Raw genomic sequence first — 14017 nt, 5'->3', positions numbered from 1 at the left:
GCCGACTCAGCCCTCGAACGTCGCCGCCAGGGCCTCCGCCAAGCCGGGGACCAGGTCGGCGCCCGTGAGGACCTCCGTCGGCGAGTCCTTCTCGCGCAGCCGCAGCGCCGACTCCCGGGCCCCGTTGCGCAGCACCGCCACCGTCATCCGGACCTCCTGGCGGTCCGGGTGGCCGGCGACCCACTTCGCCAGCGCCGCCTCGTCGAGCCCCTCCGGCACGGACGCCTCGGCGGACGGCGGCAGCATCAGCCGCTCCACCGTCATCGCGCACCCGGCGACCGCATCCGGCCACGCGATCGTGGCGAGGAACTCGTCGAGGGGCCGGTCGGCGGGGATCTCGTCCTGCTCGATCGGGGTGAGCGGCGCGGCGGCCTCGTCCGCGTCGAGACCGAGCTGGGACGCGAGTCCCGGCTCCTGGGAGCGCAACCGCGCGGTGTCGACGAGGGCGAAGAGCCGGGCCGGCTGGTCCCAGCCGAGGCCGGACGCGTACTCGTCGATTTCGAGCACCGCGCGGGTGAGCGGACTGGCGGCCATCGGGGGGCCGGAGGGGGAAACGTTGGACATGGGCAATATCCTGCCTCCTTTCCACCCGGATACGGGAACTAGGTAAAGCCTGAGTAAGTTGCATCAGTGGGCCCTACGCTCGCTGGGCCCGCTCAGACACGACCGCGAACTTCGAGGGGCGCACGTTGGCTTTCCAGATGCCGGACCGCGGCGGAGGCCCGACCGGGCCACGGATCAGAGTCGGCCGGCCGTCCCGGCGGGCCCGCACCCTGCTCATGACGCTGGGGGTGCTGGCCGTGCTGGCCATGCTCTTCGTCATGTTCGCCGGGTTCTGGACGGACTGGCTCTGGTACCGGTCGGTCCACTACTCCTCCGTCTTCACCACCACCCTGTGGACCAAGATCGGCCTGTTCGCCGTCTTCGGCCTGCTCATGGCGACCGCCGTCGGGCTGAACATCTGGCTCGCCCACCGGCTGCGCCCGCCGCTCAGCGCCATGTCGCTGGAGCAGCAGAGCCTGGACCGGTACCGGATGGGCGTGGCGCCCTACAAGAAGTGGGTGTTCCTGGCGATCACCGCCCTGGTCGGGCTGATCGCCGGCGCCTCCGCCTCCGGCCAGTGGCGCACCTGGCTGATGTGGGTGAACGGCGTGTCGTTCGGCCAGAAGGACCCGCAGTTCGGGCTGGACGTCTCCTTCTTCACCTTCGACCTGCCCTGGTACCGGTTCCTGCTCGGCTTCGGCTTCGCCGCGACCGTGCTGTCGCTGATCGCCGCCGCCCTGACGCACTACCTGTACGGCGGGCTGCGCATCACCAGCCCCGGCGCGCGCGCCACCGGAGCCGCCACCGGACACCTCTCCGTCCTCCTCGGCGTCTTCGTCTCGCTCAAGGCCGTGGCGTACTGGCTCGACCGGTACGGCCTCGCCGTGAAGTCCAGTGACTTCAAGGCGACCGGCAACTGGACGGGCCTGCGGTACGTGGACGCCAACGCCTACCTGCCGGCCAAGACGATCCTCTTCTGCATCGCCGCCATCTGCGCCGTGCTGTTCTTCGCGACGCTCTGGCGCCGCACCTGGCAGCTGCCGGTCATCGGCTTCGGCCTGATGGTGCTGTCGGCGATCCTCATCGGCGGGCTGTACCCGGCGATCGTGCAGAAGTTCCAGGTCCAGCCGAACGAGCAGGCCAAGGAAGCCCCGTACATCGCCAAGAACATCGAGGCGACGCGCAAGGCGTACGACATCGACGAGGCGGAGCCGGAGAACTACTCCGGCAAGTCGACCGTCAAGGCCAAGGACAAGCTGCGCAGCGACGCCGACTCGGCCGCCAGCTACCGCGTGGTGGACCCGAACATCGTCTCGCCCACCTTCCAGCAGCTCGAACAGCGCCGGAAGTACTACCAGTTCCCGACCACCCTGGACGTCGACCGGTACCAGGGCAAGGACACGGTCGTCGGTCTGCGCGAGCTCAACATCCGCGGCATCCCGAAGCGGAACTGGATCAACGACCACTTCACGTACACCCACGGCTATGGCGCGATCATGGCCACGGGCACGGGGACGGACGCCAACGGCTCGCCCGTCTTCACCGAGGCCGGTCTGCCCACCTCCGGCCAGCTCAAGACGTACGAGCAGCGGATCTACTACGGCGAGAAGACCGAGCAGTACTCGATCGTCGGCGGCCCGCAGAAGGAGCTCGACTACGAGCAGAACGGCGAGAAGACCACCAGCTACAAGGGCAAGAGCGGGGTCAGCCTCGAGAACACCTTCAACCGCGCGGCGTACGCGGTGGCCTTCAGCGAGCCGCAGATCCTCTACTCCGGAGCCATCGGCGACGGTTCGCGGATCCTCTACAACCGCACGCCCAAGCAGCGCGTCGAGGCGGTCGCCCCGTGGCTGACCATCGACGGCGACGCCTACCCGGCGGTCGTCGGCGGCCGCATCCAGTGGATCGTCGACGCCTACACGACGACGAACGGCTACCCGTACGCGTCCCGTACGACGCTGGGTACGACGACCACGGACTCGCTGACCGCCGGCAACGAGACCCGCGCGGTGGTCGCCCAGCAGAACCAGGTCAACTACATCCGCAACTCGGTGAAGGCCACCGTCGACGCCTACGACGGCACGGTGAAGCTGTACCAGTGGGACACCGAGGACCCGGTCCTGAAGACCTGGATGAAGGCGTTCCCCGGGACCGTCCAGCCGAAGGACGCCATCAAGGCGGACCTCAAGGAGCACCTGCGCTACCCGCAGGACATGTTCAAGGTCCAGCGCGAGCTGCTCACCCGCTATCACGTCAAGGACGCGGCGCAGTTCTACAGCGGCAGTGACGCCTGGCAGGTGCCGGACGACCCGACCAACAAGAACGGCCAAGCCGTTCCGCCGTACTACCTGAGCATGAAGATGCCGGGTGACACGGCGCAGCGCTTCTCGCTGACGACGACGTTCACCCCCAACGGGCGGCCCAACCTGGGCGGTTTCATGGCGGTCGACGCCGACGCCAACAGCAAGGAGTACGGCCGGATAAGGCTGCTGCGGGTGACGCAGGACGTGCCCGGCCCGGCGCAGGTCCAGAGCAAGCTCAACGGCCTGCCGTCCGTCGCCCAGTTCGTCCGCGACATGAAGGGCGCCGACTCCGACATCCAGTACGGCAACCTGCTGACGGTGCCGCTCGACGGCGGGTTCCTGTACGTCGAGCCGGTGTACGCGCAGGGCCGCAACGCCCTCTATCCGCTGCTGAAGAAGGTGGCCGTGTCGTACGTCGACGCGGACCAGCCGGAAGGCGACACCACCAAGGACACCACGGTGTTCGAGGACAACCTCGCCAAGGCGCTGAACGCGGTCTTCGGGGTGGAGGGCAGCACGCCCACCACGCCGCCCCCGCCGGGTGACACCACCAAGCCGCCGGCCACCGGCGACGCGGCGCTGCAGCAGGCCATCGCGGACGCGCAGAAGGCGTTCACGGACGGCGAGGCGGCGCTGAAGAAGGGCGACTGGGCGGCGTACGGCAAGGCTCAGGAAGCCCTCGCGGACGCCCTGCGGCGCGCCGCGGCGGCGGACGCGGCGGCCAAGGCCGACCAGAAGCCGGCGGACGGAAAGCCCGCCGACCCGAAGCCGACCGACGGCAAGCCGGCGGACCAGAAGCCCGCCGACCAGAAACCCGCAGGTTAAAGGCCCACCCCGCGTCGTGATACTGTGGTTTCACCGACGCGGGGTGGAGCAGCTCGGTAGCTCGCTGGGCTCATAACCCAGAGGTCGCAGGTTCAAATCCTGTCCCCGCTACTGAAGCCAAGGGCCCGGATCTTTCGAGATCCGGGCCCTTGGTGTGTGCCGGGGGAGTGCACGGTACGACGCGCCAAGCGGCGGCCGGGTGGGGGCAGTTGGAGTGACTCGTGTTTGACTTGTCTCCCTGTGGGCATGTCGACAAAACGCTGAAGTGACCTCACTGGCTGCGGTATACCAGGTGTACGCGGTTTGCGGGTGGTGCGACGATGGAATTCATGGGGGACAGGGCAACGCTTTTGGAAACAGGGCGGTTTGTGGACGGTGCGGAGACCGGCGACGCCGTCGAGACCGAGGCACGGCACCGTCGCGCCGCCGACGCCGGCGACACCGCGTCGATGAGCATCCTCGGAGCCATGCTGCTGCGCCGCGGCGACCTCGACGGCGCCGAGCCGTACCTGCGCGCGGCCACCGCCGACGGCGACCGTGCCGCCGCCAACAACCTGGGTGTCCTGCTGCACCAGCGCGGATACGCGGAGGAGGCCGCCGGCTGGTGGCGCATCGCCGCCGTGGCCGGCTCCGCCGCCGCCGCACACGCGCTGGGCCGTTACCACCGCGAGCGCGGCGACGAACCCGCCGCCGAGTACTGGCTGCGCCAGTCCGCCGAGCAGGGCCACGCCCTCGGCGCGTACGCCCTCGCCGACCTGCTGGAGCACCGCAGCGACGTCGGCGCCGAGCGCTGGCTCCGCGCCGCCGCCGAACAGGGCCACCGCGAGGCCGCCTACCGCCTCGCCCGCGCCCTGGAGCGCAAGGCGGAGGAGCAGGGCGACGGCGCCACCGCGACCGGCACGGGTCCCAGCACCGGCACCCGCCTCGGTACCGGCACGGGCCCCGGAACCGGTACCCGCCTCAGCGCCGGCACCGGCACCGGCACCCGCTTCAGCGCCGGAGCCGCGACCGAGACCGCCGAGCAGTGGTACCGGCAGGCCGCCGCGCGCGGGCACCGCCGCGCCGCGCTCCACCTCGGCGCCATCCTCGAAAAGCGCGGCGAGCTCAAGGAGGCCGGCCGCTGGTACCTCACCTCCGCCAAGGACGGTGAGCCCCGCGCCGCCTGCGCGCTGGGCTTCCTGCTGCGCGACGCCGGCGACGAGGACAGCGCCGCCGTGTGGTGGCTGCGCGCCGCCCAGGACGGCGACGGCAACGCCGCCAACGCGCTGGGCGCCCTGCACGCCGCCCGCGGCGAGCACCAGACCGCCGAGCGCTGGTACCGCGCGGCCACCGACGCGGGCGACGTCAACGGCGCGTACAACCTCGGGCTGCTGTACGCCGCCCAGAACCGCGTCGCCCAGGCCGAGCAGTGGTACCGCCGCGCCGCCTACGCCGGCCACCGCGAGGCCGCCAACGCCCTCGCCATCCTGCTCCTCCAGAGCGGCGACCCGAACGGCGCCGAGCCCTGGTTCTCCAAGGCGGCCGAGGCGGGCAGCGTCGACGCCGCCTTCAACCTCGGCATCCTCTACGCGGGCCGCGACGACGACCGTACGGCGCTGACCTGGTACGAGCGCGCCGCCGCGGCCGGCCACACCGAGGCCGCGCTCCAGGTCGGCATCGCCAAGCTCCGGGACGGCGACGAGCAGGAGGCCGAGCGCCACCTGCGGATCGCCGCGGGCGGCGGCAGTGCCGAGGCGGCGTTCCGCCTGGCCAGCGTCCTCGACGCGCGCCAGCCGCCGCCGGGCGCGCCCGCACTGGGCGAGCCGCAGGCGGCCAAGAGCGAGTGCGAGGAGTGGTACGAGCGGGCGGCCGAGCAGGGCCACCGCCGCGCCCAGGTGCGGATCGGCATGCTCGCCGCCGCGCGCGGCGACACCACCGAGGCGGCCCGCTGGTACCGGGTGGCCGCCGAGGCGGGCAGCCGGAACGGCGCCTTCAACCTCGGCCTGCTCCTCGCCCGCGACGGGAACGAGCGCGAGGCGGCCCTGTGGTGGACCCGCGCCGCCCGTGCCGGGCACGGCCGGGCGGCCCTGCGCCTGGCGCTGCTCGCCGCCCGCCGGGGCGAGCTGGCCGAGGGGCGCCGCTGGTGCACGCGCGCGGTCGAGCTGGGCCCGGCGGAGGTGGCCGAGCGGGCGGCGCGGCTGAGCGAGGCACTGCACCAGGAGCTCACGGCGTAGCGCGACCCGTCGCGTAACGCGGGTCACTCTCCAAGGCCCCCTTATGGATTTGCGCTGGTCCACGCCGTCCCGTAAGGTTGTGTTCAACGACGCGGGGTGGAGCAGCTCGGTAGCTCGCTGGGCTCATAACCCAGAGGTCGCAGGTTCAAATCCTGTCCCCGCTACTGAAACCGAAGGCCCGGATCCTGATGGATCCGGGCCTTCGGCATGTGCGCGTCGCATCACGCCCGTCGCCCGCATGCGAAAGCACCATGCGAAAAGGCCCCCCGGTTCTCCGGGGGGCCTTTTCGGCAAGACGGTCAGGGCGAGTCAAGACGAGTCAGGCAGTCGCGCAGTTGGGGCACACGCCGCGGTACGTGACCTCCACGTCCGAGATCGTGAAGCCGAAGCGCTCCGTGTCCGGCAGGTCGGACAGCGGGTCACCGGACGGGTGCACGTCGCGGATCGCGCCACACTGCGCGCAGACCAGGTGGTGGTGCGGGCGGTGGGCGTTCGGGTCGTACCGCTTGGCGCGGCGGTCCGTGGAGACCTCCAGGACCTCGCCCAGTGACACCAGCTCACCCAGCGTGTTGTACACGGTCGCTCGGGAGATCTCCGGGAGTCGCTCCACCGCGCGCGCGTGGACCTCGTCAGCCGTCAGATGGACGTGTTCGCCATCGAGGACCTCGGCCACGACACGGCGCTGCGCGGTCATACGCCAGCCGCGTCCGCGCAGTCGTTCCAACAGGTCGCTCATGCAGACCAGCCTAACAGGGAGGGGACTCAGTCCCGAACGGGTGTGGCTTTGGATAGACGCTTGACTTAGACAATGTCCATTGTAGGATCGGGAACGGCATTAGCCAAGGGACAGGACTTGCAGGAATGACGCAGGAGGCGCACGTGACGCAGGGACCGCTTACCACGGAGGCCGGCGCGCCGGTCGCCGACAACCAGAACAGCGAGACCGCGGGCGTCGGTGGTCCGGTTCTGGTCCAGGACCAGCTGCTGCTGGAGAAGCTCGCGCACTTCAACCGCGAGCGCATCCCGGAGCGCGTGGTCCACGCGCGCGGCGCCGGTGCGTACGGCACCTTCAAGGTGACGGCGGACGTCACCCCGTACACCCGCGCGAAGTTCCTCTCGGAGATAGGCAAGGAGACCGAGGTCTTCCTCCGCTTCTCGACCGTCGCGGGCAACCTCGGCGCGGCCGACGCCGTGCGCGACCCGCGTGGCTTCGCGCTGAAGTTCTACACCGAAGAGGGCAACTACGACCTCGTCGGCAACAACACGCCGGTGTTCTTCATCAAGGACGCCATCAAGTTCCCCGACTTCATCCACACCCAGAAGCGCGACCCGTACACCGGCTCGCAGGAGGCGGACAACGTCTGGGACTTCTGGAGCCTGTCGCCCGAGTCGACGCACCAGGTGACCTGGCTCTTCGGCGACCGCGGCATCCCCGCCTCGTACCGCCACATGGACGGCTTCGGCTCGCACACCTTCCAGTGGAACAACGAGGCCGGCGAGGTCTTCTGGGTCAAGTACCACTTCAAGACCGACCAGGGGATCAAGTGCCTCACCCAGGCCGAGGCCAACAAGCTCGCCGGTGAGGACCCGGACTCGCACCAGCGTGACCTGCGCGAGGCGATCGAGCGCGGCGAGTACCCGTCCTGGACCGTCGGGGTGCAGATCATGCCCGCCGCCGACGCCGCGACGTACCGCTTCAACCCGTTCGACCTGACCAAGGTGTGGCCGCACGCGGACTACCCGGTCATCGAGATCGGCAAGCTGGAGCTCAACCGCAACCCGGAGAACATCTTCGCCGAGGTCGAGCAGTCGATCTTCAGCCCCGCCCACTTCGTGCCGGGCATCGGCCCGTCGCCGGACAAGATGCTCCAGGGCCGCCTCTTCGCGTACGGCGACGCCCACCGCTACCGCGTCGGCATCAACGCCGACCACCTGCCGGTGAACCGCCCGCACGCCACCGAGGCGCGGACGAACAGCCGTGACGGCTTCCTGTACGACGGCCGCCACAAGGGCGCGAAAAACTACGAGCCGAACAGCTTCGGCGGCCCGCACCAGATCGACCGCCCGCTGTGGGCGCCGATCCAGGTGACCGGCGCGACCGGCGAGCAGCCGGCGCCCGTCCACGCCGAGGACAACGACTTCGTCCAGGCGGGCAACCTCTACCGGCTGATGTCGGAGGACGAGAAGAACCGTCTGATCGAGAACCTCTCCGGCTTCATCGCCAAGGTCTCGCGCGACGACATCGTCGAGCGCGCGATCAACAACTTCCGTCAGGCCGACGGAGACTTCGGCAAGCGGCTGGAGGCCGCGGTCCAGGCCCTGCGCGGCTGAACAGCACTGGATCGCTTGTCGTAGGAAGAGGGCCGGCTCCCGCAAGGGGGCCGGCCCTCCGGCCTTCCGGTGCCCGTCGGTGCTTGTCGGCCGCCCGCCGGCAGCGGCCTACGCCAGGACGGCCGCCGCCTCACGTCGCCGTACGGGCGACGCCCAGCAGCGGATGATGTCGCGCACGGAGACGATGCCGACCGGGCCGGTGCCGTCCAGCACGATCAGATGCCGGAAACCGCCGTGCGCCATGGCGGTGGCGGCCTCGTCCAGGGTCCACTCCGGGGCGGCGAAGACCACGTCGGTCGTCGTGTGTGCACCGGCGGTCTCCAGGTCCGGGTTCTGGCCGGCGCCGACGGATACGAGGATGTCGCGTTCGGTGAGGATGCCGAGGCCGCTGGTGTCGTGGTCCAGGACGACGGCCGCGCCGACGCGGCGCGCCGCCATCAGGGCGGCCGCCTGGCGGAGTGTGTGCGCGGGTCCGATGGTGAGGACCACCGTGCTCATGGCGTCACGGACGAGCATGGATGGAGCCACCTCCTTGGGTGAACCTTCACTTCGAGAACGGGTTCACAAGTTCACAAGTGGGGGGACTCTCAGAGTGGCAGCCCGGTGGTGCCGCAACAAGGGGTCTGCATCACCTGGCGCACATACGCCACGACGCTCCGTGCGCGCCATGGTCGTCAGGAGCGCTGGTTCAGGTACCCCAGCAACTCTTCGTGCAGCAGGCCGTTCGACGCCGCCGCGTTCCCGCTGTGCGGGCCGTGCTTGCCGTCCAGGCCGGTGAAGACACCGCCGGCCTCCTGCACCACGATCGCGTTCGCCGCCATGTCCCACAGCGACAGCTCCGGCTCCGCGCACATGTCCACCGAGCCCTCGGCGACCATCATGTACGGCCAGAAGTCGCCGTAGCCGCGCGTACGCCAGCACGCACGCGTGAGGTCCAGGAAGCCGTCGAGACGGCCCTGCTCCTCCCAGCCACTGAGCGAGGAGTACGCGAACGACGCGTCGGACACGTCCGCCACCTGCGACACATGGAGGCGCGTGGCCGACGACAGGCTCCGCCCGGTGTACGCGCCCAGCCCCTTCGCCGCCCACCAGCGGCGCCCGAGCGCGGGGGCCGACACCACGCCCACCACCGGCTGGAAGCCGCCCTCGCCCGCCTCCATGAGGGAGATCAGCGTCGCCCACACGGGTACGCCGCGGACGTAGTTCTTGGTGCCGTCGATCGGGTCGATCACCCAGCGGCGCGGGCCCGTGCCCTCGACGCCGTACTCCTCGCCGAGGATCGCGTCGCGCGGCCTCGCCCGCTGCAACTGGCCCCGGATCAGCTCCTCGGCGGCCCGGTCGGCCTCGCTCACCGGCGTCATGTCCGGTTTGGTCTCGACCTTGAGGTCGAGCGCCTTGAACCGGTCCATGGTGGCGGCGTCGGCGGCATCCGCGAGGACGTGGGCAAGACGCAGATCATCGTGGTAATCGGCCATGGCCCGCACTCTATCCCGGTGGACCGGCACCTTCCGCAGGGAGTCTTGACAGTGCGTGGCCACCCGTCAACTCTGAGCGCAGAGCCGCCAGGACACCCCCTTAGTGGTGAGCCGCTGGTCTGGGAGGTGACGATGCCCACTGCCCGAGACGCCCTGCTCGACGCCGCCCGTGCGGCGCTCGCGGACCTGCCCTGGCCGGCGGTCCGGATGGTCGAGGTCGCGGCCGCCGCCGGGGTGTCCAGGCAGACCCTCTACAACGAGTTCGGCAGCAAGGAGGGTCTGGCCCGTGCCCTGGTGCGGCACGAGGCCGACGCGTATCTGTGCGGCGTCGAACGGATCCTCGCCGAGCGGACCGACCCCACGGAACGGACCGACCCCACGAAACGGACCGACCCCGTCGACCGGTTCCTCTCGCTCACCGAATGGACCGTCCGCGAGGCCCGGGCGAGACCCCTCCTGCGTGCCCTGCTCACCGGCTGCTGGAGCGAACGGCTCCCCGTGCCGGGCCCCGCTCGGCCCCGTACGCGCGTACCGGGACCCCCGGCGCAGCGCCGGGCCGACGCGGGGGCCCCGGCGCCCGGGCAACTGGTGGCGGCGGTGCGGGACCGGTTGGGCGAGGCGGCGGGCCCGGGCGTGGACCGGGACGCCTGCGAGCTGCTCGTACGCCTCGCGCTGTCGTACGTCGTCGCGCCTCAGTGGGAGGAGCCGGACAACTGGAGGCCGATGACCCCGACGATCACCAGCGTGATCGAGATGATCTTCAGTACGGACACCAGGTCACCGAGGAAGATCATGCCGTAGATGGCGGTCCCCGCCGCTCCGATGCCGGTCCACACGGCGTACGCCGGGCCGACGTCCAGCTTCCGCAGCGAGAGGGTCAGCAGGCCGAAGCTGCCGAGCGCGAAACAGGCGAAGGCGACCGTCGGCCACAGCCGGGTGAAGCCGTGCGAGAGCTTGAGGCAGACCGCGAAACCCGTCTCCAGTAAACCCGCGACGATCACCAGCAGCCACGCCGTCCTCACAGTGCCTCCCGCGTCCGTGGTGATCCGTGACTGCTTCGTCGGACTTGGCCCGACTTGGTGCGATTATGCACTCGTCGGGCGGCGGGAAACGCAAACGTGCGCGACTCAGTCGCCTTCGCGTCGCTCACGCGTGGCGAGAAGTCGCCGCAGCGAGTACAGCCGCGCCGGATCCGCGTGGCCCTCGGCCACCCACTCGTCCAGTGCGCAGTCCGGCTCGTCGTGGCTGCACGCGCGCGGGCAGCCCTCGGTGCCCGGCACCAGCTCGGGGAAGGCGTTGATCACCCGGGACGGATCGACGTGGTGCAGCCCGAAGGACCGCACGCCCGGGGTGTCGATCACCCATCCGTCCGCGCGGTCGAGGGGCAGGGCCAGCGCCGAGGTGGTGGTGTGCCGGCCCCGTCCCGTCACGGCGTTGACGTCACCGGTGAGCCGGCGCCGCTCCTCCGGCACCAGCGCGTTGACGAGGGTCGTCTTGCCGACGCCCGAGTGGCCGACGAACGCGGTGGTGCGGCCGGCGAGGTACTCGCGCACCCGGTCGGCGGCGGTGTGCCCGTCGTACAGCTCCTCGCGGCTGGTGACGACGTACGGGATGTCGAGCGCGCCGTACAGCTCCAGCAGCTTCTCGGGCGGGGCGAGGTCCGACTTGGTGAGCACCAGCAGCGGTTCCAGGCCGCCGTCGAACGCCGCGACCAGGCAGCGGTCGACCAGCCGGGGCCGCGGCTCGGGGTCGGCGAGGGCGGTAACGATGGCCAGCTGGTCGGCGTTGGCGACCACGACCCGCTCGAACGGATCGTCGTCGTCGGCCGTACGGCGCAGGACGGACGAGCGCGGTTCGATCCGTACGATCCGGGCCAGCGTGTCCTTCTTGCCGGACAGGTCACCGACGAGCGACACCCGGTCGCCCACCACGGCGGCCTTGCGGCCCAGCTCCCGGGCCTTCATCGCCATGACCGTACGGCCGTCGACCAGGCACGTCAGCCGGCCCCGGTCCACGGTCAGGACCATGCCCTCCGCCGCGTCCTCGTGCTTGGGGCGGATGGTGGTGCGGGGGCGGTTGCCCTTGCGGTTGGGCCGCGAACGGATGTCGTCCTCGTCCGTGTGCTTGCCGTAGCGGCGCATGTCGTCAGGCCTCGAGCATTCCGGTCCACATCTGCGGGAAGTCGGGCAGGGTCTTGGCGGTCGTCGCCACGTTCTCGATCAGTACGCCGTCGACGGCGAGGCCGATGATCGAACCGGCCGTCGCCATGCGGTGGTCGTCGTACGTGTGGAAGACGCCGCCGTGCAGCGGGCGGGGACGGATGTGCAGCCCGTCCGCCGTCTCGGTGACATCGCCGCCCAGCTCGTTGATCTCCTTGGTGAGCGCGGCCAGGCGGTCCGTCTCGTGGAGGCGCAGATGGGCCACGCCGCGCAGGGTCGACGGCGAGTCGGCGAGCGCGGCGACCGCGGCGATGCCGGGCGTGAGCTCGCCGACCTCGCTCAGGTCCACGTCGATGCCGTGGATCGCGCCCGTACCGGTGAAGGTCAGGCCCTGCTCGGTGAGCTCGCAGGAACCGCCCATCTCGGTGAAGATCCGGCGCAGCGCGTCACCGGGCTGGGTGGTGCTGGACGGCCAGTCGGGGATGGTGACCCGCCCGCCGGTGACCAGGGCGGCGGCCAGGAACGGCTGCGCGTTGGACAGGTCCGGCTCGACGGTCAGGTCGCGGCCGAGCAGCGCGGAGGGGGAGACCCGCCACACGTTCGGCTCGCCGCCCGTCTCCGGCTCGTCGACCTGGGCGCCGACCGCGCGCAGCATGTCGACGGTCATCCGGATGTGCGGCATGGACGGCAGCTTGGAGCCGGTGTGCCGGACCTCGACGCCCTGGTTGAAGCGCGGCGCCGACAGCAGCAGGGCGCTGACGAACTGCGAGGACGAGGAGGCGTCGATCTCCACCGGGCCGCCGTCCAGGGCGCCGCTGCCGTGCACGGTCAGCGGCAGGCAGCCGCGCCCGTCGTCGTCGATGCGGGCGCCCAGGGCGCGCAGGGCGTCGATCACGCCGTGCAGCGGCCGCTCGTGGGAGCGCGGGTCGCCGTCGAAGTGGACCGGGCCGTCCGCGAGCGCGGCGACGGGAGGCAGGAAGCGCATCACCGTGCCGGCGTTGCCGACGTCGACGGTGGCCGGGCCGTGCAGGCCCGCCGGGATGATCCGCCACCGCTCGCCGGTGCCGTCGGGGCCCACGCCCTCCTCGATGCCGACGCCCAGGGTGCGCAGGGCCTCGGCCATCAGCAGGGTGTCGCGCGAGCGCAGCGGGCGGCGCAGCCAGCCGGGCTCGGAGGCGAGGGCGGCGAGGACCAGACCGCGGTTGGTGACCGACTTGGACCCGGGCACGGTGACGGTCGCGTCGACGGCTCCGCGCGCGTGGGGAGCGGGCCAGAGATCGGAGGGCACGGGGCTGCTATCGGTCATGCCCCTCACTTTAGACGGGCCCTATGGCCAGAGGTCACCTGCGCCGGATTGTCATGATCAGCTGACCGGCCGGCCGACCGCGGTGCTCACAGCCCCAGCATCCAGCGCCCCCCGCCGATCAGCGAGCACACCGACACCGTGTGGAAGAAGAACAGCCACAGAGCGGGCGGTACGTGGGTGAGCCGCGAGAGCTGGTCGGCGTCCGAGTCCGGCGCCCCGCCGTGCCGCCGCTTCGCCTGGAGCTCGAAGGCGGGGCGTACACCGCCCATAAGGAGGAACCACACCGCGCCGTACGCGAACGCCGCCTGGACGTCCGGTCCCGTCAGCCACGACACCAGCAGGAAGGCCGCGCCGGTGACGATCACGGTGAGCGCCCCGTACGCGTTGCGGATCATCACGAGCATCGCCGCGAGGAGCGCCGTCGCCACCCACAGCAGCAGCGTGACGCGGTGCGCCGCCAGCAGCCAGGCGCCGCCGAGGCCGAGCAGGGGCGGCGCGGTGTAGCCGGCGGCCGCGGTGAGGATCATGCCCAGGCCGGTCGGCCTGCCGCGGCTGACGGTCAGGCCGCTGGTGTCGGAGTGCAGCCGGATGCCCTGCAGACGGCGGCCGCTGACCAGGGCGACCAGGCCGTGGCCGCCCTCGTGGGCGATGGTGATGGCGTTGCGGGCGAGGCGCCATATCCCGGGCGGCGCGGTGACGGCGAGGGCGGCGACGGCCGTGGCGATCACGAGCCACCTGTCGGGGGCCGGCTGGGTACCGATGAGGCGGTCCCAGAGGGCGGCGAGGCTCGTGCTGTCCATGGTGGGGCGGCTCCCTGGAGTCGTGGGCGTACGGAGCATCCTCCGCGTCCGGCGGGCACGGA

At 71.2% G+C, this 14017-nt stretch carries 12 protein-coding genes and 2 tRNA genes; 6 read left to right on the top strand and 8 right to left on the bottom strand.

Translation table 11 applies throughout. The features are described 5' to 3' along the window. Nucleotides 1-6: 6 nt before the first annotated feature. Complete coding sequence (locus tag AC07FJ_RS11675; RefSeq protein WP_361419460.1) at nt 7-564, bottom strand: PPA1309 family protein; 558 nt, start codon at nt 562-564, stop codon at nt 7-9. 137 nt (nt 565-701) lie between these two features. Here AC07FJ_RS11675 and AC07FJ_RS11670 point away from each other — a divergent pair, with 137 nt between their 5' ends. The 4 genes from AC07FJ_RS11670 (at nt 702) to AC07FJ_RS11655 (ending at nt 6048) form a co-directional block, all read left to right on the top strand. Next, nucleotides 702-3671 (top strand): UPF0182 family membrane protein, encoded by a 2970-nt coding sequence (locus tag AC07FJ_RS11670; protein WP_479048329.1) that lies wholly within the window; start codon nt 702-704, stop codon nt 3669-3671. A 37-nt stretch (nt 3672-3708) separates the two neighbouring features. Then, a tRNA-Met gene (locus AC07FJ_RS11665) sits at nt 3709-3782 on the top strand. Between the two features lie 209 nt (nt 3783-3991). Beyond that, nucleotides 3992-5884: a tetratricopeptide repeat protein gene (locus AC07FJ_RS11660; RefSeq protein WP_479047814.1), complete on the top strand. Its 1893-nt coding sequence runs from the start codon at nt 3992-3994 to the stop codon at nt 5882-5884. A 90-nt stretch (nt 5885-5974) separates the two neighbouring features. Continuing rightward, nucleotides 5975-6048: transfer RNA gene (locus AC07FJ_RS11655), tRNA-Met, on the top strand. A gap of 155 nt (nt 6049-6203) precedes the next feature. On the opposite strand, the gene AC07FJ_RS11650 is transcribed toward AC07FJ_RS11655, so the two are convergent. Next, entirely contained in the window at nt 6204-6620 is a 417-nt protein-coding gene (locus AC07FJ_RS11650) for a Fur family transcriptional regulator (RefSeq protein WP_355362603.1), read from the bottom strand. Nucleotides 6621-6763: 143 nt separating this feature from the next. Here AC07FJ_RS11650 and AC07FJ_RS11645 point away from each other — a divergent pair, with 143 nt between their 5' ends. Next, a complete protein-coding gene (locus tag AC07FJ_RS11645) occupies nt 6764-8215 on the top strand; it encodes a catalase (RefSeq protein ID WP_479047811.1) in 1452 nt (483 codons plus the stop codon). Nucleotides 8216-8323: 108 nt separating this feature from the next. On the opposite strand, the gene AC07FJ_RS11640 is transcribed toward AC07FJ_RS11645, so the two are convergent. Together AC07FJ_RS11640 and hisN are read right to left on the bottom strand one after the other, a co-directional pair. Further along, nucleotides 8324-8731: a CBS domain-containing protein gene (locus tag AC07FJ_RS11640; protein WP_361419451.1), complete on the bottom strand. Its 408-nt coding sequence runs from the start codon at nt 8729-8731 to the stop codon at nt 8324-8326. A 158-nt stretch (nt 8732-8889) separates the two neighbouring features. Next, the gene (gene hisN / locus AC07FJ_RS11635; protein WP_479047809.1) at nt 8890-9690 is read right to left on the bottom strand and encodes a histidinol-phosphatase; all 801 of its coding nucleotides are present in this window, start codon (nt 9688-9690) and stop codon (nt 8890-8892) included. A gap of 132 nt (nt 9691-9822) precedes the next feature. Between hisN and AC07FJ_RS11630 the strand changes: the two genes are divergently transcribed. Further along, nucleotides 9823-10491, top strand: a complete 669-nt coding sequence (locus AC07FJ_RS11630; protein ID WP_479047807.1) for a TetR/AcrR family transcriptional regulator — start codon at nt 9823-9825, stop codon at nt 10489-10491. Here the strand turns inward: AC07FJ_RS11630 and AC07FJ_RS11625 are convergent. The 4 genes from AC07FJ_RS11625 to AC07FJ_RS11610 all read right to left on the bottom strand — a co-directional run bounded on the left by AC07FJ_RS11625 (nt 10383) and on the right by AC07FJ_RS11610 (nt 13955). Continuing rightward, the gene (locus AC07FJ_RS11625; protein ID WP_361419442.1) at nt 10383-10712 is read right to left on the bottom strand and encodes a DMT family transporter; all 330 of its coding nucleotides are present in this window, start codon (nt 10710-10712) and stop codon (nt 10383-10385) included. The two genes, AC07FJ_RS11630 and AC07FJ_RS11625, sit on opposite strands and share 109 nt — an antisense overlap. Before the next feature lie 105 nt (nt 10713-10817). Then, the gene (rsgA, locus tag AC07FJ_RS11620) at nt 10818-11831 is read right to left on the bottom strand and encodes a ribosome small subunit-dependent GTPase A (protein WP_479047804.1); all 1014 of its coding nucleotides are present in this window, start codon (nt 11829-11831) and stop codon (nt 10818-10820) included. Nucleotides 11832-11835: 4 nt separating this feature from the next. Further along, nucleotides 11836-13155 (bottom strand): 3-phosphoshikimate 1-carboxyvinyltransferase, encoded by a 1320-nt coding sequence (gene aroA, locus AC07FJ_RS11615; protein WP_361419436.1) that lies wholly within the window; start codon nt 13153-13155, stop codon nt 11836-11838. 86 nt (nt 13156-13241) lie between these two features. Next, nucleotides 13242-13955 carry a M50 family metallopeptidase gene (locus tag AC07FJ_RS11610; protein ID WP_479047801.1) on the bottom strand — a complete coding sequence of 238 codons (714 nt, stop codon included), beginning with the start codon at nt 13953-13955 and terminating at the stop codon, nt 13242-13244. Nucleotides 13956-14017 lie beyond the last annotated feature (62 nt).

This window comes from Streptomyces sp. NPDC045998 (assembly GCF_056430285.1).
Note: the sequence above shows the minus strand (reverse complement) of the source record. Positions and strands in the feature narration are given on the sequence as shown.

Excerpts from the sequence above, each read along its gene's own strand:
- AC07FJ_RS11675 (WP_361419460.1), bottom strand. The coding sequence starts at position 564 with ATGTCCAACGTTTCCCCCTCCGGCCCCCCGATGGCCGCCAGTCCGCTC.
- AC07FJ_RS11670 (WP_479048329.1), top strand. The coding sequence starts at position 702 with ATGCCGGACCGCGGCGGAGGCCCGACCGGGCCACGGATCAGAGTCGGC.
- AC07FJ_RS11660 (WP_479047814.1), top strand. The coding sequence starts at position 3,992 with ATGGAATTCATGGGGGACAGGGCAACGCTTTTGGAAACAGGGCGGTTT.
- AC07FJ_RS11650 (WP_355362603.1), bottom strand. The coding sequence starts at position 6,620 with ATGAGCGACCTGTTGGAACGACTGCGCGGACGCGGCTGGCGTATGACC.
- AC07FJ_RS11640 (WP_361419451.1), bottom strand. The coding sequence starts at position 8,731 with ATGCTCGTCCGTGACGCCATGAGCACGGTGGTCCTCACCATCGGACCC.
- hisN (WP_479047809.1), bottom strand. The coding sequence starts at position 9,690 with ATGGCCGATTACCACGATGATCTGCGTCTTGCCCACGTCCTCGCGGAT.
- AC07FJ_RS11630 (WP_479047807.1), top strand. The coding sequence starts at position 9,823 with ATGCCCACTGCCCGAGACGCCCTGCTCGACGCCGCCCGTGCGGCGCTC.
- rsgA (WP_479047804.1), bottom strand. The coding sequence starts at position 11,831 with ATGCGCCGCTACGGCAAGCACACGGACGAGGACGACATCCGTTCGCGG.
- aroA (WP_361419436.1), bottom strand. The coding sequence starts at position 13,155 with ATGACCGATAGCAGCCCCGTGCCCTCCGATCTCTGGCCCGCTCCCCAC.
- AC07FJ_RS11610 (WP_479047801.1), bottom strand. The coding sequence starts at position 13,955 with ATGGACAGCACGAGCCTCGCCGCCCTCTGGGACCGCCTCATCGGTACC.